Below are 20,892 nucleotides of genomic sequence, written 5' to 3'. Positions count from 1 at the left end.
ATGCCAACACATTGATGGTTCAGGGTACCACCTCCGACGCGGGCAAAAGCACGCTGGTGGCTGCGTTATGCCGGGTATTGTACCGCAGGGGCGTGCGTGTCGTGCCATTCAAGCCGCAGAACATGGCGCTCAATTCCGCTGTGACCAGCGATGGTGGCGAGATAGGCCGTGCGCAGGCGGTGCAGGCGCAGGCGTGTGGCTTGCAACCGCATACCGACATGAACCCGGTGCTGCTCAAGCCGAATACTGACACCGGCTGCCAAGTCATTATTCATGGCAAGGTCCTCACCAATCTTGAGGCTACGGCCTACCACGCCTACAAGCCCAAAGCACGCGAAGCGGTGCTGGCCTCATGGCAGCGGCTGCGCGAGCAGTATGAGTGCATCATTGTCGAGGGCGCGGGTAGCCCTGCGGAAATCAACCTGCGGCAGAACGATATTGCCAACATGGGCTTTGCCGAAGCGGCAGATTGCCCGGTGATCCTGATTGCAGATATTGATCGCGGCGGCGTGTTTGCTCATATTGTCGGCACCATGGCTTTGCTCTCCGAGTCGGAAAGAAAGCGTGTTGTTGGATTTGTCATCAATCGTTTCCGCGGCGATATTGCCTTGCTGCAACCCGGCCTGGATTGGCTGGAGCAGGAAACCGGCAAACCCGTGCTTGGCGTGCTGCCTTACCTGCGCAACCTGCATCTCGAAGCCGAAGATAGCGTGGCGCGAGATACCCCAGAAAAATCGCAGACCTGGCTACGCGTTATTGCCCCGGTGCTGCCTCATGTCAGCAACCACACTGACATGGACGCCCTGCGTATGCATCCGCATGTTGATTTCCAGTTTATTGAACTCAATGAGCCTGTGCCCCCGGCCGACCTTATTATCCTGCCTGGCAGCAAAAATGTACGTGGCGACCTGGCCGTGCTTGAAGCTCATGGCTGGCGCGATAAAATCGCCCGCCACCTGCGCTATGGCGGTAAAGTGCTTGGTATTTGCGGCGGGTTCCAGATGCTGGGCCGCCATATTCATGATCCACATGGTATGGAAGGCGATGCTGGCTCTAGCGATGGTTTTGGCTGGCTGGATATGGAAACTACGCTCACCAAGGAAAAGCACCTCAAACAAGTCGAAGGCAAACTCACGTTTGCTGACGCGACCGTTACCGGCTACGAAATCCACATGGGTGTCAGCAGCGGCTCAGCCCTCAAGCGTCCCTTGCTGTATTTGGGGGCCCAGCCAGAAGGAGCTCTGAGTGTAGATGGCCAGATAGCGGGCACTTACCTGCATGGCTTGTTTGACCATGCCGAGGCCACCCAGGCCTGGCTGGATTGGGCAGGATATAACCAGCTGAAACAGGCGCAAGAAGAAATCGCTCATTACGATTACATCGCTCTGCGCGAAGCTAGCCTAGAGCGCCTAGCGGATGAGGTGGAACAGCATCTGGATTGGGGCAAGTTGCAGCCATATTTGCCTTGATAGGCAAAGGAAATAATCATTTCAGGGTCGTGCCTTCATCCCCATATTTGCATTAGAATGCGAACAATTCTTATTATATTTCTTTCGCCATGTCTGTCGATCAGCCGCAATCTTTGCATAGTCTGTATCACCATCATCATCGCTGGCTACATGATTGGTTGCGGCGCAAGCTGGGCGACTCCTTCTTGGCGGATGACCTCGCGCAAGATACTTTTGTCAGCATCATGTCCGCCAATGCCGCAGATGATATCCGCGAGCCGCGGCCTTTCTTGGTGACGATAGCGCGGCGGTTGATGGCACATCGTTATCGGCGGCAATTATTGGAAGCCAGTTATCTGGAAATGCTTTCTTGCTTGCCAGAAGCTATGGTGCCCGCACCCGAAATACGGCTCATGGCGCTGGAAGCCTTGCAACAGCTTGATAAAGCGCTGGATGGTTTGCCACCACAAGTGAGAGAGACTTTCTTGCTGGCTCATCTGGAGGGCTTGAGTTATGCGGCGATTGCCGAGCGTCTGCAAGTGTCTACCAGCTCGGTGAAGCAATACCTTACTAAGGCCAACCGTCAGTGTTTGTTCGCATTGGTTGTGTAACGCCTGATGTCCCTACCTGATTCCCATGATGTGTCGGTACCCATGCTGTTAGTGGGTGGAAGGCCAATCAAGGCAGCGGCAGCGGATGAGGCTGCCGAATGGCTGACGTTGCTGATGTCGGGCGAAGCTACGCAGGAAGATAAGCAACGCTGGCAACAATGGCGCGAGGCTGATCCTGACCATGAACATGCCTGGTCTCATATCGAAGCAGTCACTGGTTGGCTAGGAGGCATGCAACCGCAGGCGGCTTATGGCGTACTCTCGCCTTATACACAATCCAACATGCCTAAGTTACCTGGTCGGCGCAAGATCATCACTTTGTTGTCATTCGGCGCGATTGCCATCTCCAGCGGTGCAGTGGTCTCGCGTAGCAGCTTTTGGCAAAGATGCACTGCTGATTATCACACTGCAGCAGGTGAGCAACGTAGCCTGACACTGGACGATGGCACCATGGTGACCTTGAATACTGCCAGTGCGATAGAAGTACGCTTTGATGCGCATGCCCGTGTTATTCAGCTTGTGGCTGGTGAAATAGCACTCCTTACCCGGCATGCTGCGTCTGGCGCTCCTGCCGACCCTAGACCCTTGTATGTACACACTGCCCAAGGCCGCATCCAGGCCTTGGGCACGCATTTTGTCGTGCGGCAGTGGGATGGACATAGCACTGTAGCGGTGTTGCAGAGTGCCGTGGATGTTGTGCTTGCTGACAATCCCGCAAACCATCGTGTTGTAAAACAGGGCGAACGCCTGCTTTTTACCAGTACCAGTCTGGGTGCGCCAGTGCCACTGGATGAGCAAGCACTAGGTTGGATCAAGGGCCAGATCATTGCCGACAATATACGCTTGGAAGACTTCATGGCAGAGCTGGCACGCTATCTTCCCGGCATTGTACGCTGCGATCCTGCGATAGCAGATTTGCGTTTTTCTGGCGTATTTCCTTTAAACGATATTGACCGAATTTTAGCGACGCTACCCAGCGTGCTGCCGATACGCGTGCAGTTGCGCACCCGGTATTGGGTGACGGTGACCAGTGCTGGATAAATAAAATGATCGCATCAATCTGCCCGATTGATGATTTCGCGGCACTTACCTTGTGAGGGAATTGATTTTTATTTTCAAACAAGGGGAAGTTATATGCCAGCCCGGCAATTACATCTGCGTAGCATGACACTATGTAATACAGGTACACCAAGGCGATCTATCGCTAATGCTTTATCCGTATTGTTTTCTACCAGTCTATATCTCGCTATACCAGGGGTTGGGCAGGCTGAGCCTGCGGCAGCACATCGCAGTATTGAGGCAAGCCAGCACTACAGTATCCCGGCTGGGCCTTTAGCACCAGCTTTGCGCCAACTCGCCAGCAACAGCAATGTGCTACTGACTTTTACCGATGCGCAAACTGCAGGGAAAACGACAGCAGGCATAGCCGGGAATTACACGCTGTCTGCCGCGCTGTCAGCCCTGCTGGCGGGGACAGGATTGCAGGCCGTACAGGTGAGCGGTGGCGGTTATGTTTTGCGCAAAACTTCACTGGTGGACGATGCCATGTTGCCTGAAGTTGCGGTACAGGCAAAGGCTGGCTCCTCAGATGACTTGCCAATGAGCTATGCCGGAGGGCAAGTTGCACGAGGTGCACGTGTGGGGTTGCTGGGCAACCGCGATGTCATGGATACGCCGTTCAATATCACCAGCTATACCAGTGACCTGATCCGCAACCAGCAAGTAGCAACCTTGGCGGATGTGCTCGATAATGACCCGGCCGTGCGCATGAGCTCGCGCGGCCGCAATACCAGCATTGGTGGCGGGGATAATTTTTTCATGCGTGGCTTTGTGCTGGGTAACCGGGATGTTGCTCTCAATGGCCTGTATGGCGTCTTGCCCTACGGTACGTTGTCGCTGGAAACCGTGGAGCGCGTAGAAGTGCTGAAAGGGCCGGGCGCGTTGCTGATGGGTATGGCGCCTAGCGGCGGCGTTGGCGGCGCAATCAATGTGGTGCCGAAACGGGCGACGGATCAGCCGATCACGCGCTTTACGCTCAATTATGCCTCGGATTCACAATGGGGCGGGCATATCGACCTCGGCCGACGCTGGGGCGAGCAGAACCAGTTCGGGATACGCGTGAACGGTGTGTATCGTAGTGGAGATACGGCTATTTCCAACCAGGAGGCTACCTTGATCACGGGCGCGATCGGGTTGGATTTCAGGGGCGACCGATTGCGCGCTTCGCTGGATCTGGGCTACCAATCCGATGATGTCAGGGGCGCCTCTCTGGGATATAGGCAAAATGCCAATTTGACGCATATACCTAGCCCGCCCAGGGCAGGTAAGCAATTGGCCCAAGACTGGGAGCGCCGGAAATACCGCGATGATTATCAGGTAGCGCAGGCTGAGTATGATCTCACGCCGCGCTGGACGGTCTACGGATCAGCAGGCACACGGGATCATCAACACAGCAATTTCCGTACGGAATCAAGAATTGAGGCGGCAGGCGGTCTTTTGCGCGTTTCCCCGGTCAACTACCCGGAATATTCTGATACCAAATCCTACCTGCTGGGCAATCGCATCAAATTCAATGGATTGGCTGCCGAGCATGAGGTCAACCTGTCCTATTCCAGCCTGGATATCGAGGCTGGCTATGGGTTTGCGCAGTGGGCAGCTTTTGCATCCAATGTTCATGCTCCTGTGTGGGTAGCTGACCCGATTGCTTCTAATGCGCCTTTTAATGGCTTCTTCGGGATGCGTAAAGCCTCTGAGACCAGAATCACCTCGGTGGGCGTATCCGATACCATGTCTTGGCACGACGGTGCGTTGCAATTGTTGCTGGGCCTGCGCCGCCAAAAAGTGTCGGTTGACAATTACGATGGCGGCTCGCCCATTAATAGCAAGACTTCCGAATACGACAAGTCGGTCAATACTCCCGCAGTGGGCCTAGTCGTCAAGCCGTGGAGCAATATCTCGCTATACGCTAATTACATCGAAGGGTTGAGCCCAGGTGCTCAAGCGACTCCGCCGGCAGAAAATGCTGGGCAGGCCTTTGAACCGACCAAGACCAAGCAAAAGGAAATCGGGGTCAAGGTGGACTTTGGCCGCCTGCTGGGCACGATCGCCTTGTTCGAGCTGAAACAGCCGAATGCCATCAATGTGCCAGGCAGCACTCCGGCCGCTTATCTCTATCGTATGGATGGCGAGCAGCGCAACCGCGGCATCGAGTTCAGCTTGGCAGGCGAACTGGCTGAGGGCTTGCGTACCATCAGCGGCGTGACTTACATGCAGGCCAAGCAGGTCAAAACGCAGACTGGCCTCAACGATGGCAAAGATGCCTTGGCAGCACCACGCTGGATTGCGAACGCCGGCTTGGAATGGGATACGCCTTTTGTCCCTGGCCTAACATTGAACACGCGTGTCATAGCGACGGGTGAACAGTATGTGAATGCGCAAAACACCCTGTCTTTGCCGGGCTGGGCGCGCTGGGACATCGGCGCGCGTTATCAGACCAACTATCTTGGACATCCCCTGACATTGCGTGCCAATGTGCTCAATGTAGCTAATCGCAGCTATTGGGAGGGCAGTGCAGGGTCGGGCGGCATTGTACTGTCTGCGCCAAGGATATTAAGTGTTTCTGCCACGATTGATTTCTAGGTGTTATTGCTGATGGGGAGGCTTTGCAAAGCAGTAAGGTTTTCCCCAATTAATATGAGCTCTCAGGACAGATGGACTGAGATGATAGAGCTGATTAAAATGAGAACAATTCTTATTTTTTGGCTAGGCCATGTCTTTCGATCAGGAGCAGCAATCGCTGCAACTTCTCTATACCCATCACCATAGCTGGCTGCAAGACTGGTTGCGGCGCAAATTGGGTGATGCGGCGGATGCTGCTGATGTAGCGCAGGACACCTTCATGCGCATTCTTACGGCGCCTGAACATATCGCTGAAAAGCAGGCGGGCTGGCAGTTACAGGAACCTCGTGCTTATCTTACTGTGGTCGCTAAGCGCGTAGTGGCCAATCTCTACCGTAGGCGGGCACTGGAACAAGCTTACCTTGATTCTCTGGCTTTGATGCCAGAGTTGTCGACATCTTCAGCGGAGCAACGCCTGCTGATTCTCGAAACGCTGCAGCAGATCGATAGCATGTTGGATGGTTTGCCAAGCAAAGTACGGGCGGCTTTTTTGCTTGCCCAGCTTGAGGGCATGACCTATGCGCAAATTGCCGCACAGTTGAACACCAGCGAGCGCACCATCAAGCGCTATATGGTGCAGGCCATGGCGCAATGCATTCTGTTTGCACCATGAAACTTATGGATGAGACTATGGATAAAACCATCGCTTTCCAAGCGGCGGAATGGTTCTTCCGGTTGCAGGAAGCGGAAGTCTCTGAAGCTGATCAACGTGCTTGTGCTGCCTGGCGAGCAGCCGATCCTATGCACGAAACAGCCTGGCAGCGAGCGCAGCAGGTGAGTGGCATGCTGGGTGGTGTGCCCGGCAAGCTGGCGAATGCCACCTTGCAGCGCAGCCATGTTGAAAGCCGCCGCCATGCGATCAAGACAATGGCGTTGCTGGTAGTGGCAGGTGGGGCCGCTTGGCAAGGCTGGCGTAGCGAGCCAGTGCGGCTACGCTTGGCACAATACAGCACACGTACCGGGGAGCGTAGGCAGGTTCAGCTTGCCGATGGCACGGCAGTGCATCTCAATACTTCTACCGGCATTAATACTCAATTGGATGCCAAGCAGCGCTTGATTGAGCTGGAGGCGGGCGAAGTGCTGATCCAGACCGGCAAAGGCCAAGCATCTGAGGGACAGCCGGCATTTCGTCCGCTGGTGGTTGCCACGCGGCATGGGCAATTGCAGCCTATGGGCACGCGATTTATCGTGCGGCAGTCTGCGGATGACATCCAGCTTGCCGTGCTGGAAGGTGCCGTGGAAATCACCACGCATGCAGGCGTGCGACAAGTGATCTCAGCAGGCTGGCAAGCACGTTTTAATGACCATGCCATCATGCCGCCTTCCGCAGTGATAGCCAATGCCGATAGCTGGACACGAGGCATCCTGCATGCCCGCGAAATGCGTCTTGCCGACTTTGTCGCCGAGCTTGCACGCTACCGGCAAGGTGTCGTGCGCTGTGCGCCAGATGTGGCAGAGCTAAAGATTTCTGGCGCATTCCAGTTGGCTGACACTGATCAGGTGTTTGCTAGCCTGCCCATGGTGTTGCCGGTAAAAGTCAGTTACCTCACGCGCTACTGGGTCACCTTTAGCCCAGCTTAAGCTGCTGCACTGTCATTTCACGAAAAATATTTCTAAAGATGTCCCCTTTGCCAATCTGGCGTGTGAAGTGAATTGAAAGCAATTCGCATTCATATTTACTAAGGGGATTTCATGTATCCGCAATATCATCGCCACCCTCTGCGCCAAGCAGTCAAGGGGGCCCTCTTGCTGCTGACCTTGGCTGGTGCCACATGCGGTCAGGCGTCATTGGCGTTTGCAGACAGCAATACCGCGCAGGTTGCGCATCATTACCAGATACAGGCAGGGGCCTTGGATCATGCATTAGGCGATTTTGCCGCCGCGGCCGGGGTGAGCGTCACGGTGCCGCCTGCGCTGGTGGCAGGTAAAAACAGCCAGGGCTTGAGCGGCAATTACACCGTGCAACAGGGATTTGACGCCTTGCTGGCAGGTTCTGGCTTGCAGGCGGTGGAAGGCGGTAAAGGCGTATTTGTGCTGCAAAAGGCCAAAGCCCTCAATAGCGATAAAAGTGCTTCGGCCTCTACCTTGCCGGAAGTCAGTGTGTCTGCCAAGGCAGAGCGCAGTGCGGTGACTGAAGGGTCAGGCTCCTATGCCGCCAAGGCTGTGACCATAGGCAAGACCGAGCAGACCTTGCGCGAGATTCCGCAATCGGTATCGGTGATGACCCGCCAGCAGATGAATGACCAGAACTTTACGACGGTTGCTGAGGCCTTGAACCAGGTGACCGGGGTGCGGGGGTATAACTACGAGCGTGAAGAGAATTTCATTATCCGTGGATATACCGCAAATACGCAGTTCAATGGCGTGCCCCAACAGGGAGACTCCAATCATTACGACCTGGCATTGTATGACCGCATTGAAGTACTGCGCGGACCTTCAGGCCTGTTGACCGGGAGTGGCGAGCCTGGCGGCACGATTAATTATGTCCTGAAACGCCCACAAGATGCATTTACGCTATCGGCAGCGACAGGCCTGGGCTCCTGGAATCAGCAGCGTGGCGAGCTGGACGTGGGAGGGCCGCTCAATGCCGATGGCAGCCTGCGTGGCAGGGCAGTGGCGGTCTATCAGGACCAGGACAAGTTCTACCATGTCGGCAGCGATCGCAACAAGGTGCTGTATGGCGTGCTGGAATATGACCTGGGGCCAAGCACGACGGCAGGGCTTTGGGCGAGCTATATCGAGCGGGATTACAAGAATTTCTGGGGCTTGCCTTTATATAGCGATGGTAGCCTGCCCAGCCGCTCTTCCTATGTTGGCATTGATAAAAATTCCCACAAGCAGGACAAGAACATCGCCTTTGATATCAAGCATAAATTTGACAATGGCTGGGTTGCCAAGGGGGTATTGAGCTATAAGAACAGCCAATATCACGGGTTTGGCGTATATGGCTACGATGTGATCGATGCCGCCACTGGATTGGGAGATGCCGGGGTCGGGTTCCTGAATTTTGAAAACACATGGCACAGCATGGATGTGAACCTGAGCGGGCCGATTGCGCTGTTTGGCCAGACCCATACCTTGACCGTCGGCTATAACCGCGCCACCAGGGATGATGTCATCGGCTATCAATATGAAACGGCCAGCAATGTCGCCCCATTGCTGACACACAACTGGGATGGTGTGCTGAATCGCAATATCCTGTCCAAAAGCCAGACCTACACCGAGCAATCTGGCTTGTATGTCTCGGCGAAGATCAAATTGCTGGAACCACTCAGCCTGATCCTGGGTGGGCGCTGGAGCGATTACAGCACTAAGGATCGCACTAGTTGGCCCAGCAAGACGGCCTGGCAGAAAAGTGATGCCGATACCAGTAATGAATTTACGCCCTATGCTGGCGTGGTCTGGGATATCAATCAGCGGATTACCTGGTATGCGAGCTATGCAGATACCTTCGTGCCGCAAACGCAGCGGAATAGCAGCGATCGCATTCTTGACCCCAGAGTTGGCTGGCAGGTGGAGACCGGCTTGAAAGGTGAATTCTTCGACGGCAAGCTCAATGCATCGGCTGCTTTATTCCGCATTCGTGACAAAAATCGTGCGATTGTAGATACCACCGTGGCAGGATGTGCCAACTCCAGTGGCGAATGCTACCGCCAGGCCGGGGAAGTGCAAAGCCAGGGCGTGGAATTGGAAGTCACCGGAAAGCCAAGCGCCAACCTGAATCTTTCCGCAGGGTATACCTACAACCAAGCCACCTATCTGCAAGATGCTACCGTGTCATCCGGCAGCCGGTTTGCTGCCGACCAGATTCCACGGCATATGCTCAAGCTCTGGTCGCAATACCGCTTCGATGGCAGCACGCTGGCAGGAGCATTGAACGGACTGAGCGTGGGCGCAGGCTTACAGGCGCAAAGTGACATGTATACCGACTACATACGTCAAGGCAGCTATACCATTGCCTCTGCCAAACTAGGCTACCAGATCAACCAGCATTGGGATGCATCGCTGACAGTGAACAACCTGTTTGACCGCAAATACCTGCAATATCCTGGTTATCCAGGCTATTACAACATCTACGGCACCCCGAGGAATGCGCTCTTGATGGTGCGCTGGAAATACTAAATCGTAGCGCCCATATTCCAAATGCCCAAGCACTCTGCGGAGTGCTTTTTTTTGACTGTACCAAGGGCAGGCTATAATCCTGCTTTACACGATCCGCCTTGAATACGCAGGAGACAACATGAACCATGCCACCGTGAACAATGAAAATACAGGCAAGAAGCTGGGTATCATCGCCTTGCTGCTCTCGGTATTTTGTGTTCCCTTGCTGGGTGTGGTGGTGGGCATCTTTGCCTGGCTCAAGTCCCGTGCCGCCGGGCAGGGTAATTTGTTTGCCGTCCTCGCCATCATCATCAACCTGATTTATACCGTGCTGTTGGTGTTTTTCCTCGTCAGTATCTTTGCAGTCTCCAAGGCGGTGGTCGAGCAACGCCAGCAGGAAGATGCGCTGGAGGCATTAACTCTGCAACAGCAAAAGGCGGAACGCGCGGCTGGCCATGTGGATACTGATCGTATTGCTGAGGAGTTGCAGGCCAAACTGGAAATGTTTCACCAGGCGCATGGGGTGTATCCATCCTTCGGCAAGCTCTTGTCCGAGCGTGGGCCGCTGGCATTGAGCGAAGAACAGCGCGAGGTATTGGTTAGTACTGCCACGCCGCGTAGCACGCGCGTGGGGTTTCAGTCCTGTGTTGCGTCCAATGGCGTGAGTAGTGGTGTGATGCTCCGGCCAGGCTCTGGCAATCCTCCGTTGATTGTGGGTGATTGCAGCAACATCGCGGCTAGACGCGAGTAAGCCTGCGCCAGCCCATCACCATGCCTGCGGCGGTGAGAATGACCCCGCCGATCGAGAACAGGATCACGACAATCCAACGTGGGATTTCTGCATTATCTAGCGGCGCGAAATCAAGACGGTGTAGCGCTGCAAATAGCCAGCGGTAGGTGCGGCTGTTATTGTCCTGAGATGCCACGACGCGCGTAGTGGCTGGGTCAACGTAATAGCTGGTGGCAGAAGCATCATCCAGGTCGACGCGGATGACCGGGGACACGGTCTCCAGCCGTTTGCCGTAGTAATACCTGTCGCCATGCGTTAGCAGTGAGGCTGTTTTGACTTGAGCCTCGGGGAGCAGCCCTGCTGCCTGGGTTGCCAGTGCTGTGGTGGTAATTGGAGCTAGACGAGCACCAGTGTGTGTATCGAACATCCAGGTGCGATGCTGCGCAAGGCCAAGCAAAATAGGTTTCCCGGCAAAATATATCCATTCAATCTCGCCAATTTTCTCTGTAGTACCTAGCAACGCTGGCAATGTTGGCAATAGTCCATAGCCAGGTTTTCCGGCCCAATGCTGAGATTCTTCTGTACTTAGCTTCCTGCCGGAAAACATATCGAACGGCTTCATCGACAGCCAGCCGCTGAATAGCCAAGTCAGGCAAAACACGCCTGCGAGCAGGCCAGAAACATGGTGCCATTTAGCCCAGCCGCGATAGGGCGTCATACGGCCTCCCTTGTAGCGGCGACGCAAGCGCAAACGGTCTATGCCCAGCCAGATGCCCATTAGGCTCATGGCCGTGGCGGGGAAGGACAGCCACATGACGATTTGACGCCAGGCTTCGTGATGGTCAAAACGCAATGGCGTGAAATAAATCCAATGGATGATGGAGCCCAGCCAGTTCCAGGCACGTTCGCTGCGCGAGGTATCCAGCACGACTTCAGCCGTGCGGCTGGATAAATACAACACGTTCCCGTTACTGAAACTCACGCGATGCAATGGCCGGTGCGGGTGAAGTGAAGACGAGATTGACCATTGGTCGCGATCGATTAATTCTGTGTGGTCGATGGATAAGCCAGGCAAGAAAGCCTGTGCAGATGCGCGAATGGTGTCTGGCGTCACACGCAGTGAATTGCCATGATCGGCCCAGATAGATTGCCAATGATCTTCATACAAAGCATGATAAATTGGCCGTCTCTGGTGCATCGTCAGCCGGAGTTTGTCCGGCTCCCCTCCAAGCATAATCGCGACTTGATGCGGCGTGATGTTCACTCGTTCTGGTACCACTGCTTCCAGGCGAGGTATGCGTTCTTCCTGCGTAAGCTTGGGATAAGCTACGAACAGCATGACCACCCCGGAAATGAACCAGAGCAGCACCAACACCCCAAGCGCTATCCCCAGCCAGCGATGCCAGAGGTGGAGATTGCGCATGGAGAGAAGTTTCATGGTGTCGTACTTGGAAGGTTAGGTTAGTACCGGAATTCCGCAGTTAGCTCGAGCTGGCGTGGTGCGCCGACAACAAGCTGTTGATCATTGTTGTTTGACATAGAGGCATAGAATTTATCTGCCAGATTGCGGATGTTGGCACGCAACGTCATCTGCTTATTGACATTCCATGCAGCACTAGCATCAAACACAGTGTATCCAGCCATCGCAACATTATTGGAATTGCTTGCATAACGCTTGCCAACGTACCGCGCGCCTATCCCTGCTTCCCATTGCGAGGTTTGATAGTAAACCCAGGCATTGGCCAGCTTTTCCGGCACGTTGCTTGGTGTATTACCTGCCCTGGAAATTCCTGTGTTGCCTTCAAAGAGTTCATCGAAGCGTGCATCCAGCAAGGCGGCATTGAAATCGATGCGCCAATGCTCAACTGGCAGCAATGTGGTGGTGAATTCAATGCCTCGCGAGGATTGCTTGCCTCCTTGCACGGAAATCAACGGATCTGTCGGGCTCCTGGTAATGATGTCATCCTTGGCAATGTGGTAGGCAGCCAGCGTGACCTCTCCCTTCGATTGGGGAAGCAGGTGCTTGATGCCCATTTCATATTGGCGCGACCTGGTCAGGTCGAACTTCGCATTGTCGAGATTCAGCCCCAGCATATTGGTGATTGGGTCGGTACCGCGGCTGGTCTGTGCATACAATGAGAAATCAGGTGTAACGTCGTAGACCGCGCCAATTCGCCAGGTGAACGGGGAGAAACTCTGGGAAGAGCTTGCTGCGGGGGCAATGTAATCCTTGCGCTTGGTATCGATGTAGTCCTTGCGCAGGCTGACGAGCAGCTTCAGCTTGTCAGTCGCATTCCAGGCGTTTTCCAAAAACAATGCTCTTTGATCAAGATCCGCAGCATAATTGTTGCGCAATGCCTGGTTGGTGATGAAACTACCTGCGGCTGGGGCATACAGATCGACCGTGTCGGTAAGTGTGTTATTGGTATTCATCTTGTGCATGAAATCCACGCGGGAGATGTCGATACCAACAGCCAAGCGATTTTCCCTGCCAAACATACTGGAGTTGGATGCAAGTTGGAAAATATTGCCGATCTGCTTGAGGTCATGGTCCACATTACGGAATGCGGCACGGGTGACGCGCAATGTCGCAGGGTTCAGGCGCAGGTCATCTGCATAACGCCAGTCGCGCGTTGCGTGAAACCAGTAAGTTTCATTCTTGATGGAAAGCGCTGGGCTGATATCCCACTCGATTTTGGCGCGAGCTCGGGTATCAACAAAATCCATCTTGTTGTTCTCGACGTTGTAATTGTTCTTGCGCAGGCCGTAAAGCAAGTTGCCATTGACTGCAGGAACGCCATAGTTCACGGCAGGTGAGTCTTCAGCATGATCAAGCGTGAAGCCAACACGTACAGTATCGGAAGGCTCGAATTGCCACGAAGTCATGATTTTCTTCGTATCGTAATCGCCGCGATCGATGTAGCCGTTGCCACCCATGACAGATGCGTCAATACGGAAAGCACCGATGTCACCGAGCGCGCCTGTGCCGCCAAGCGCCGAACGGTAGGCGCCGCGTGTGCCGATCCCGACCAATGCTTCCAATGAGGCTTCCCTGCTAGCCTTTTTGCGAACGCTGTTCACAATCCCGCCGCTGGAAGCATCGCCGAATAATGCGGATGCCGGGCCGCGTAGCACTTCGATTCTTTCGTATCCCCAGCTATCTGAAGGGTAGGTCAATGTGCCGGCAGCAGTAATCAGGCGGATGCCGTCTTCTGCCTGGGCGACAGAGTTATTGCCGGAAAAGCCGCGCGATGAAAAAGATTGCCCGACCCCTGGTGTACCAATATCGGAAATGCCAACGGTACGTGTGACGGCCTCACGAATAGAGACATCGCCCCGCTGGCGAATGGTTTCGGCATCCACCGAATCGATGCTGGCAGGCGTTTCCTTGGCAGTCAGTCCCAAACGATTGCTAGTGGTGTTGACCTTGTTGAGTTTGATGCTGGGTTTTTCTGTTTGGCTGGATACGGTGATTTCTTCAAGTACCGCTGTTTCAGCAGCATAAGTACTCGTTGTCATGGCAGACAGGACTGCAATATGGATCAGGTAGTTTGATTTCATTTGTTATTTTTCAGGCAATAGAAAGTCTTGGGAAGAGAATCTTCCCAAGATGAATAGTGAACGCTTAGTAACGGAATTCCGCAGTGAGCTCGAGCTGGCGGGGTGCGCCTACGATTTGTTGCAGATTATTGTTGCGTGATAGTGCTGCATAGAACTTGTCAGTCAGATTACGGATGTTGGCACGTAACGTCATGCGGTCATTAACATGCCATGCAGCACTGGCATCGTAAACGGTATAGCTGCTAATGCTTGAAGTATTGGCATCATTACCGTAGCGCTTGCCGACATAACGTGCGCCAATACCGGCCTCCCAATTTGACACCTGATAGTAAACCCAGGCATTTGCCACTTTTTCAGGTACATTCATGGGCGTGTTGCCAGCGCGTGAAACACCTGATTGTTCTAATTCATCATAGCGAGCTTTTAACAAGGTAGCGTTGAAGTCAAAGCGCCATTGTTCGATTGGAAATAACACAGTGGAAAACTCAACGCCGCGGGATGACTGCTTGCCACCTTGAATTGAAAAGGATGGATTGTCAGGGTTCTGCGTCAGGATGTTGTCTTTGGCAATATGGTAGGCTGCTAGCGTCCATTCGCCCTTTGCATTGGGCAAAGCCTGCTTGATGCCAATTTCAGATTGGCGTGACTTGGTTAGGCTGAATTCAGCATTTGTCAGATTCATCCCCAGTAGCGTTGTAACCGGGTCAGTTCCCTTGCTGGTCTGGGCATAGAGTGCGGTATTTTCTGTGACATCAAACACTGTACCCAGCCTCCACGTCAGCGCTGACAAATCTCTGTCAGTGTCGGGATTGGTTCTATATCCTTCGCGCTTACTATTGATAAAGTCCTTGCGCAAGCCAGCAACCAACTTCAGATTATCTGTTGCATTCAATGCGTTTTCGATGAAGAAGGCTTGTTGATTTAAGTCAGCATCATAGTTTGTTAGGGGAGATGAAGGAGCATTGAACAACCCTTTATAGCCGTTAACAGGAACATTGCTTGGAGTACCGTTGACTGAGCTATGGATGAAGTCAGTGTGTGATATTTCCCATCCAGCGGCAAAGCGGTTTTGGTGACCAAACAAATCAGCAGTAGATGCCAGTTCTATGCGGTTACCGTATTGCTTTTGATCATGTTCAATATTCAGGAAGCTGGATCGTTGAACTAGATTTGTTGCGGAGTTAAATGAATAGTTTTCCGCATTTTTCCATTTCCGGTCAGACTTGAACCAATAGGCTTCATTTCTGAATTTGAGCGTTGGAGATATATCCCACTCGATTTTTGCACGGGCGCGAGTGTCCTGAAAATCCATCGCTTTATCTTCGATGTTGTAATTCTTGTTACGCATAGAATGCGAAAGTCTGCCATTGATCAAAGGGGTGCCAAAATTCGCAGTTGGGGATTCATCAGAATGATCCAGGGTAAAACCGACTTTCAGGTTTTCTGTAGGTGTGAACAGAAAAGAAGTCATGATTTTCTTGCTGTCGTAATCACCACGGCTGATATAACCATCTCCGCCTAGTACAGAAGCATCAATACGAAAAGCGCCAATCTCTCCAATGGCTCCGGTGCCGCCCAGAGCCGCGCGATAGGCACCATAAGTCCCAGCGCCGACCAATGCCTCGATAGAGGTTTCACGGTTTACTTGTTTACGCACACTATTGATAATGCCACCTGCTGATCCATCACCGAATATGATGGATGCTGGTCCGCGTAATACCTCAATGCGTTCGTACCCCCACATGTCGGAAGGGTAGGTTAATGTTCCAGCTCCTGTCATTAGGCGTACGCCATCTTCTGCTTGAGCAACAGAATTGTTACCAGTAAATCCACGAGAAGAGAAAGCCTGTCCATTACCAGGGGCACTGATATCGGTGATACCTGTGGTTCGAGTGACAGCCTCGCGCAAGGTAATGTCGCCACGTTGACGAATTGTTTGCGTATCCAGTATTTCAATACTGGCAGGGGTTTCCTTTGCCGTGAGGCCTAGACGGCTACCTGTGGTGTTTTGCTTTTTCAGGTTGAGGCCAGATTTTTCGGATGTTGCCTTGACCTGAACCTCTTCCAGTGTGGTTTCTTCCGCCAGCGCCCCGCTAGAGAAGATTGCCATCAGGGCCGTTGCCAGGATGTAGTTGCTGTTTTTCATTATTTGCTCCCAATTTGATAGTTCAGCATGACGATGTCATGTGGAAATCAGCCATCTAGTAGGGGCAAGAGGGGGCAATGCATGCAAAGCGGCCACAATGGCAGCTCAGCTTGAGGGCAATGATCAAACCCTCAAAATACATGCATCAATGAGTACGAATGAATGTGGTGAACATTCGCCGATTCCAGGACACCCCGCCCTTGCACGAACAACATGACTGACTTGCGGCAGGTCTCCTGACTCTCGGGTCATCGTCTTGTTTGCGGCCTTCCCGGATCAATATCCAGTGGCAAGAAATGCAAACAGACTCACCGATTACAGTTGCGGGGGCAGTTCCGGATTACGATCATGATGTCTTCACCGGATTCCCTATTAATTTCCCCCTCTTGACGATGGGGAAAACCGTAAGTGGGGCGGATTTTACGGGTGGGAGGTGGAAAGGTCAATGAAAATCATAGGGTTGCTGGTTTATGCCTGAGGCAGTACGGTGATGGTCTGACCCATGCATTCCACCACTTGGCCAGCGCGGATTTTGGCGGTTTTGCGTTGTTCTGGTTGGCCATCGACAGTGACCAGGCCCTCGGCCACCATGGTTTTGCCTCGACCACCGGAATCGGCGATGCCAGTGAGCTTGAGCAGGTTGCACAGTTCGATATAGTCGTCACGCAGGGTGAATTCCATGAGGTCATGCCTTGAGGTTGAATGCCCGCGATTAGACCATGTTTTCCAGCATGGTGAAACGAGCGTGCGCTGCTTTCACGTAAAATAACGCCTGGTTCATCAACAAGGGTATGTCATGCAGCATTTTTCTCCACCAGCATTCGGGTCACGCTTCACCCAGGCTATCACCACATTTGATGCACGCAATGCCCGCGACCCTAACCAGACTTTGGTTGATGCTGTGGCAACGCCGAAGGAGCTGGCCTATGCCCAGCGCATGACTGAGATGCTGCAACGCTACCAGCCCGATGCGCCCGAAACACTGCACTTGGCGGCCCGTTGTCAGCACATTGAGCGCTGGACGTTGCCGCGCGATGCTTACCCCATGACCAAGCCGGGTTATCACCAATGGCGGCGCAAGCTCAAGGAATATCATGCCGAAGTGGCGAGCGAGATCATGCAGCAGGCGGGATATGACGCAGAGGCGATCGCACGGGTTACCAGGCTGGTGAGCAAGGATGCGCCGCTAGCAGATGCTGAGATGCAGGTGCTCGAAGATGTGATTGTGATGGTATTTGTCGAGTATTACCTGGAAGAATTTGTCGGTCAGCATCCTGAATACGATGTGCCGAAATGGAAGGATATTTTACGCAAGACGCTGCGCAAGGTATCCAAAACCGGACACCAAGCTTTGCTGACCCAGGTGAAAGTACCCCAGGCGCTGGTGCCGCTGATTCAGGAAGTCATGACGGAGGAGGGTTGGCTGTGAGCCTGCGTGAGCGACAGCTGGTCTTATTCCAGCAGTAGGCCGCCACTACGCTGGTTTGAACCCGTTGGTCGGGTGAGGGAATGTACCGTCGCCGTAGGCACGGATGACTTGCGCAATGACCACTTGGTAGCCATTGAGCCAGTTGGCTTGCGCCGCCTTGGCCTCCAGGTGCCTGGGATGCTGCATTAATTCTTGCAGGCCTTGCATGTTTTCCCAGTAGTACACATTGCAGATGCGCCCATTTTCCGGGTTTTCCCAAGCTTCTTCACCGAGGTAGCCCGTCGTGTTGCGGGCAAATACAGCAATTTCTGAATCAATTTGCTGGAATCGTGTGTCGAATTGTTTTTTATCAAAAATAAATGTGGCGCTATACATGCTGCCCCTAACTTTTCAGCTGCAATGGTAATCCTGCCGCAATAAAACTGACTTTGTTGCAGATGGCTGCAACTGCCTGGTTGAGGCGGCCTGCTTCGTCCTGGAACTGCCGGTTGATTTCTCCCAGCGGCACGATGCCCATGCCGACTTCATTGCTCACCAGCAAGATCTTGCCGGGTAGGCCAGGCAGTGTTTCCAGCAGGATGGCGCGTTCGTGCGTCCAATCCACACCCTCTGGCGGTGCGCATTCCGGGCAGATGCACTGCGCTAGCCACAGGGTCAGGCAATCCACCAGCAGGCAACGGCCCGGTGCAGCTTGTTGTTGCAGGGTTGCTGCCAGTTGATGTGGCACCTCGACGGTTTGCCAGTGGGATGGGCGGCGTTGCTGGTGCTGGTCTACCCGCTTGCCGAATTCATCGTCATAGACCTGTGCCGTGGCGATATAAACAACTTCCAGGCCACTTTCCTGGGCTATTTTTTCTGCATAAGCGCTCTTGCCGGAGCGGGCGCCACCCAGAATCAAGTGATGGTCGTGTGCATTCATGGTCAACTCCAATGCTTGCTGTGCATCTGTTGGACGCCCCAGCGCTGAATAATGGTTTGCAATTGCGCCAAGCCATGCCGAATGGCAGAGGGGCCTGGTTGCAGGATGTCGGCAGACTTGATTTCATGCACTTGCCCGGCTTGCACGGCAGGTATCGCCAGCCAGCCCGGCCTTGCCAGTACTTGTTCCGGCAGGAACTTCTTGCCGCACCAGGAGCCGATGATGATATCAGGCTGGCGCTGGATGACCTCATCCGCTGCAATGACGCGCTCCTTGGCGGATTTGCAGGCGGATAATTCGGCGAAGCAATCGGTGCCGCCAGCAATCGCTATCAACTCTCCCACCCATTGGATGCCGCTGATCAGCGGGTCATTCCATTCCTCGAAATAGACCTTGGGGGCACAGGGCAGGTAGCTCGCGGTCTCGGTAGCTTGCTGTATACGCGCCTCCAGGTCAGCAATAAGGGCCGTAGCGCGGTCAGATGCATAAGTCAGTGCGCCCAGGGTGGCGATCATATCGAAGATTCCCTGGATAGAGCGTTGATTGAAGACATGCACTTCCACCCCGGCGCGTACCAGTTCGGCGGCAATGTCGGCTTGCAGGTTGGAAAATGCCAGTACCAGGTCTGGTTTCACGGCAAGGATTTTTTCCAGTTTCGCGCTACTGAAACCAGAAATCTTGGGTTTTTCCTTGCGGGCAATCGCAGGGCGAGTGGTAAACCCGGATATCCCTACAATACGCTCCTGCGCGCCCAGCAGGTAAAGCACCTCAGTAGTTTCCGCTGCCAGGCAGGCAATACGCTGCGGGCCTTTCATTCTGCAGCGGCCCAGGTGTTTTCCATCATTAGCTCTGATAATGGGCGCTCTTTGGCCCAGCCTTCTTCTACCAACATCGGGGTTTTGTAGAACTCATCCACATAGCCCAGGCAGAGGATGGCGATTGGCTTGGCACCTTCCGGCATATTCAGTAGCTTGGCGAGCTTGATCGGGTCGAAAATCGACACCCAGCCCATGCCCAAGCCTTCTGCTCGTGCGGCGAGCCAGAGATTCTGGATCGCGCAGGAGACGGAAGCCAAGTCCATCTCTGGCAGGGTACGGCGCCCAAAAATAAAGCGTTCGCGGTGATCACAAAGCCCAGCCACGAACAATTCCCCACATTGCTGAATGCCTTCTACCTTGAGGCGCAGAAACTCAGATTCACGCTCACCCAGCGCATGCGCTGTCTGCATCCGCTCCTCTTGCACCAGGTCGTAAATTGCCTGTCGTACCTCAGCGCTGGTGATGCGGATAAAGCGCCATGGCTGCATCAGCCCGACGCTGGGGGCATGGTGCGCTGCATCCAGCAGCTTATGCAGGATTTCTGGCTCTATCTTGCCTGGCTTGAAGTGGCGCATGTCGCGGCGCTGGTGGATGGCACGGTAAACGCCGCTCATCTCGGGTTCGGTAAAGGCAAATTCGTTACTAGACATAGTGATCGTGAGCTTGGAGGCTAAGGCTTAAGTATAAGAGGATTGCAGCATGAACTTAAGGAGGCGTTGTAGTTTGCTCAATCAGCACCAGCTTACCGGTTTTGGGGTCGCGGTAAACTTGGCCGACAGCTTCGTAGCCACTACCTGTTGCATTGCTGCTGGTAGTTTCCGGAGCCTCGATTTCCTTGCCTTGTTCTATTTCCTTTGGCTTGACCAGCATGGCCTGCCCGCCAGCACTCAAGGCGGCAAGTAACCCGCAGGCGAATACCAGCATGACATCCACCAGGTTGACTAGGCTGGCGCGCGGGTCTTCGTCTTCGTGATCAAACCGGCTTTTGAGGCGCAGCTTACTCATGATTGCGATTCCAGTGTTTCCAGCACGTCCTCATACCAGCGGCGGCGCAGTTTGCCGACAACCAAGCCGATAATGCCGGCGATCAATCCCAGCACTGTCGCGTCGAATGCTGTAGTGACGGCTTGTGCCAATTGTGCCGGGTTGCCTTGGCCGAGTGCGGCTAGTCCAGGGCCAAGCGGGATGATGGTGGCCATCAGGCCCAGCATAGGCGGGATGCGTGAGAGCAGGTCGGCACGCTCCAGCCGGTGGCGGGCGAGCTTGACCACGGCATCAGTATTGCCCGAGTTTCGCATTGCCTTGAGGCCGAACAGACGCTCGCCTACGGCCAACCCGGCTTCCAGCACGGCAATGATGACGCTAAGCGCCAGGATAATAATGACCGGTTTTAACAGCCAGGTAATGGCGTGATGCAGGGCGTCGAGTTCAAATGACATGGCGGAGAGTGA

The 20,892-nt window shown here is 54.0% G+C and carries 19 protein-coding genes and 1 riboswitch; of the genes, 9 read left to right on the top strand and 10 right to left on the bottom strand.

Annotation, left to right across the window (positions count from 1 at the left end):
* The first annotated feature begins 14 nt into the window (after nt 1-14).
* The 8 genes from LG202_RS09670 to LG202_RS09635 all read left to right on the top strand — a co-directional run bounded on the left by LG202_RS09670 (nt 15) and on the right by LG202_RS09635 (nt 10,589).
* Nucleotides 15-1,469 carry a cobyric acid synthase gene (locus LG202_RS09670; RefSeq protein ID WP_230348293.1) on the top strand — a complete coding sequence of 485 codons (1,455 nt, stop codon included), beginning with the start codon at nt 15-17 and terminating at the stop codon, nt 1,467-1,469.
* An 89-nt stretch (nt 1,470-1,558) separates the two neighbouring features.
* Nucleotides 1,559-2,059, top strand: a complete 501-nt coding sequence (locus tag LG202_RS09665) for a sigma-70 family RNA polymerase sigma factor (protein ID WP_230348240.1) — start codon at nt 1,559-1,561, stop codon at nt 2,057-2,059.
* Between the two features lie 6 nt (nt 2,060-2,065).
* Entirely contained in the window at nt 2,066-3,100 is a 1,035-nt protein-coding gene (locus tag LG202_RS09660; RefSeq protein ID WP_230348239.1) for a FecR domain-containing protein, read from the top strand.
* Nucleotides 3,101-3,223: 123 nt separating this feature from the next.
* Nucleotides 3,224-5,698 (top strand): TonB-dependent siderophore receptor, encoded by a 2,475-nt coding sequence (locus tag LG202_RS09655; RefSeq protein WP_459724749.1) that lies wholly within the window; start codon nt 3,224-3,226, stop codon nt 5,696-5,698.
* A 130-nt stretch (nt 5,699-5,828) separates the two neighbouring features.
* The gene (locus LG202_RS09650; protein WP_230348237.1) at nt 5,829-6,350 is read left to right on the top strand and encodes a sigma-70 family RNA polymerase sigma factor; all 522 of its coding nucleotides are present in this window, start codon (nt 5,829-5,831) and stop codon (nt 6,348-6,350) included.
* 17 nt (nt 6,351-6,367) lie between these two features.
* Nucleotides 6,368-7,318, top strand: a complete 951-nt coding sequence (locus LG202_RS09645) for a FecR domain-containing protein (RefSeq protein ID WP_230348236.1) — start codon at nt 6,368-6,370, stop codon at nt 7,316-7,318.
* Between the two features lie 111 nt (nt 7,319-7,429).
* Nucleotides 7,430-9,859, top strand: coding sequence for a TonB-dependent siderophore receptor (locus LG202_RS09640; protein ID WP_230348235.1), 2,430 nt, complete (start codon nt 7,430-7,432; stop codon nt 9,857-9,859).
* Nucleotides 9,860-9,977: 118 nt separating this feature from the next.
* Nucleotides 9,978-10,589, top strand: a complete 612-nt coding sequence (locus LG202_RS09635) for a hypothetical protein (protein WP_230348234.1) — start codon at nt 9,978-9,980, stop codon at nt 10,587-10,589.
* Here the strand turns inward: LG202_RS09635 and LG202_RS09630 are convergent.
* The 4 genes from LG202_RS09630 to LG202_RS09615 all read right to left on the bottom strand — a co-directional run bounded on the left by LG202_RS09630 (nt 10,576) and on the right by LG202_RS09615 (nt 16,956).
* The gene (locus tag LG202_RS09630; RefSeq protein ID WP_230348233.1) at nt 10,576-12,006 is read right to left on the bottom strand and encodes a PepSY domain-containing protein; all 1,431 of its coding nucleotides are present in this window, start codon (nt 12,004-12,006) and stop codon (nt 10,576-10,578) included. The genes LG202_RS09635 and LG202_RS09630 overlap by 14 nt on opposite strands.
* Nucleotides 12,007-12,029: 23 nt before the next feature.
* The gene (locus tag LG202_RS09625) at nt 12,030-14,129 is read right to left on the bottom strand and encodes a TonB-dependent receptor (protein WP_230348232.1); all 2,100 of its coding nucleotides are present in this window, start codon (nt 14,127-14,129) and stop codon (nt 12,030-12,032) included.
* A 64-nt stretch (nt 14,130-14,193) separates the two neighbouring features.
* Nucleotides 14,194-16,275, bottom strand: coding sequence for a TonB-dependent receptor (locus LG202_RS09620; protein ID WP_230348231.1), 2,082 nt, complete (start codon nt 16,273-16,275; stop codon nt 14,194-14,196).
* 209 nt (nt 16,276-16,484) lie between these two features.
* Nucleotides 16,485-16,697, bottom strand: a riboswitch (cobalamin riboswitch).
* Between the two features lie 46 nt (nt 16,698-16,743).
* A complete protein-coding gene (locus LG202_RS09615) occupies nt 16,744-16,956 on the bottom strand; it encodes an RNA-binding S4 domain-containing protein (protein WP_230348230.1) in 213 nt (70 codons plus the stop codon).
* A 115-nt stretch (nt 16,957-17,071) separates the two neighbouring features.
* Here LG202_RS09615 and LG202_RS09610 point away from each other — a divergent pair, with 115 nt between their 5' ends.
* Nucleotides 17,072-17,704 carry a DUF4202 domain-containing protein gene (locus tag LG202_RS09610; RefSeq protein WP_230348229.1) on the top strand — a complete coding sequence of 211 codons (633 nt, stop codon included), beginning with the start codon at nt 17,072-17,074 and terminating at the stop codon, nt 17,702-17,704.
* 45 nt (nt 17,705-17,749) lie between these two features.
* On the opposite strand, the gene LG202_RS09605 is transcribed toward LG202_RS09610, so the two are convergent.
* The 6 genes from LG202_RS09605 to LG202_RS09580 are packed head-to-tail and all read right to left on the bottom strand — an operon-like array spanning nt 17,750 to nt 20,880.
* Nucleotides 17,750-18,079: an antibiotic biosynthesis monooxygenase gene (locus tag LG202_RS09605; protein WP_230348228.1), complete on the bottom strand. Its 330-nt coding sequence runs from the start codon at nt 18,077-18,079 to the stop codon at nt 17,750-17,752.
* A gap of 7 nt (nt 18,080-18,086) precedes the next feature.
* Complete coding sequence (cobU, locus tag LG202_RS09600; RefSeq protein ID WP_230348227.1) at nt 18,087-18,623, bottom strand: bifunctional adenosylcobinamide kinase/adenosylcobinamide-phosphate guanylyltransferase; 537 nt, start codon at nt 18,621-18,623, stop codon at nt 18,087-18,089.
* A gap of 2 nt (nt 18,624-18,625) precedes the next feature.
* Entirely contained in the window at nt 18,626-19,438 is an 813-nt protein-coding gene (locus LG202_RS09595) for a cobalamin-binding protein (RefSeq protein WP_230348226.1), read from the bottom strand.
* Nucleotides 19,435-20,091, bottom strand: coding sequence for a 5,6-dimethylbenzimidazole synthase (gene bluB, locus LG202_RS09590; RefSeq protein ID WP_230348225.1), 657 nt, complete (start codon nt 20,089-20,091; stop codon nt 19,435-19,437). The genes LG202_RS09595 and bluB overlap by 4 nt, the downstream gene beginning before the upstream one ends.
* 55 nt (nt 20,092-20,146) lie before the next feature.
* Nucleotides 20,147-20,446, bottom strand: coding sequence for a DUF2149 domain-containing protein (locus tag LG202_RS09585; protein ID WP_230348224.1), 300 nt, complete (start codon nt 20,444-20,446; stop codon nt 20,147-20,149).
* Nucleotides 20,443-20,880 carry a MotA/TolQ/ExbB proton channel family protein gene (locus tag LG202_RS09580; protein ID WP_230348223.1) on the bottom strand — a complete coding sequence of 146 codons (438 nt, stop codon included), beginning with the start codon at nt 20,878-20,880 and terminating at the stop codon, nt 20,443-20,445. The genes LG202_RS09585 and LG202_RS09580 overlap by 4 nt, the downstream gene beginning before the upstream one ends.
* Nucleotides 20,881-20,892: the final 12 nt, after the last annotated feature.

Source organism: Methylobacillus methanolivorans, assembly GCF_054588515.1.
Note: the sequence above shows the minus strand (reverse complement) of the source record. Positions and strands in the feature narration are given on the sequence as shown.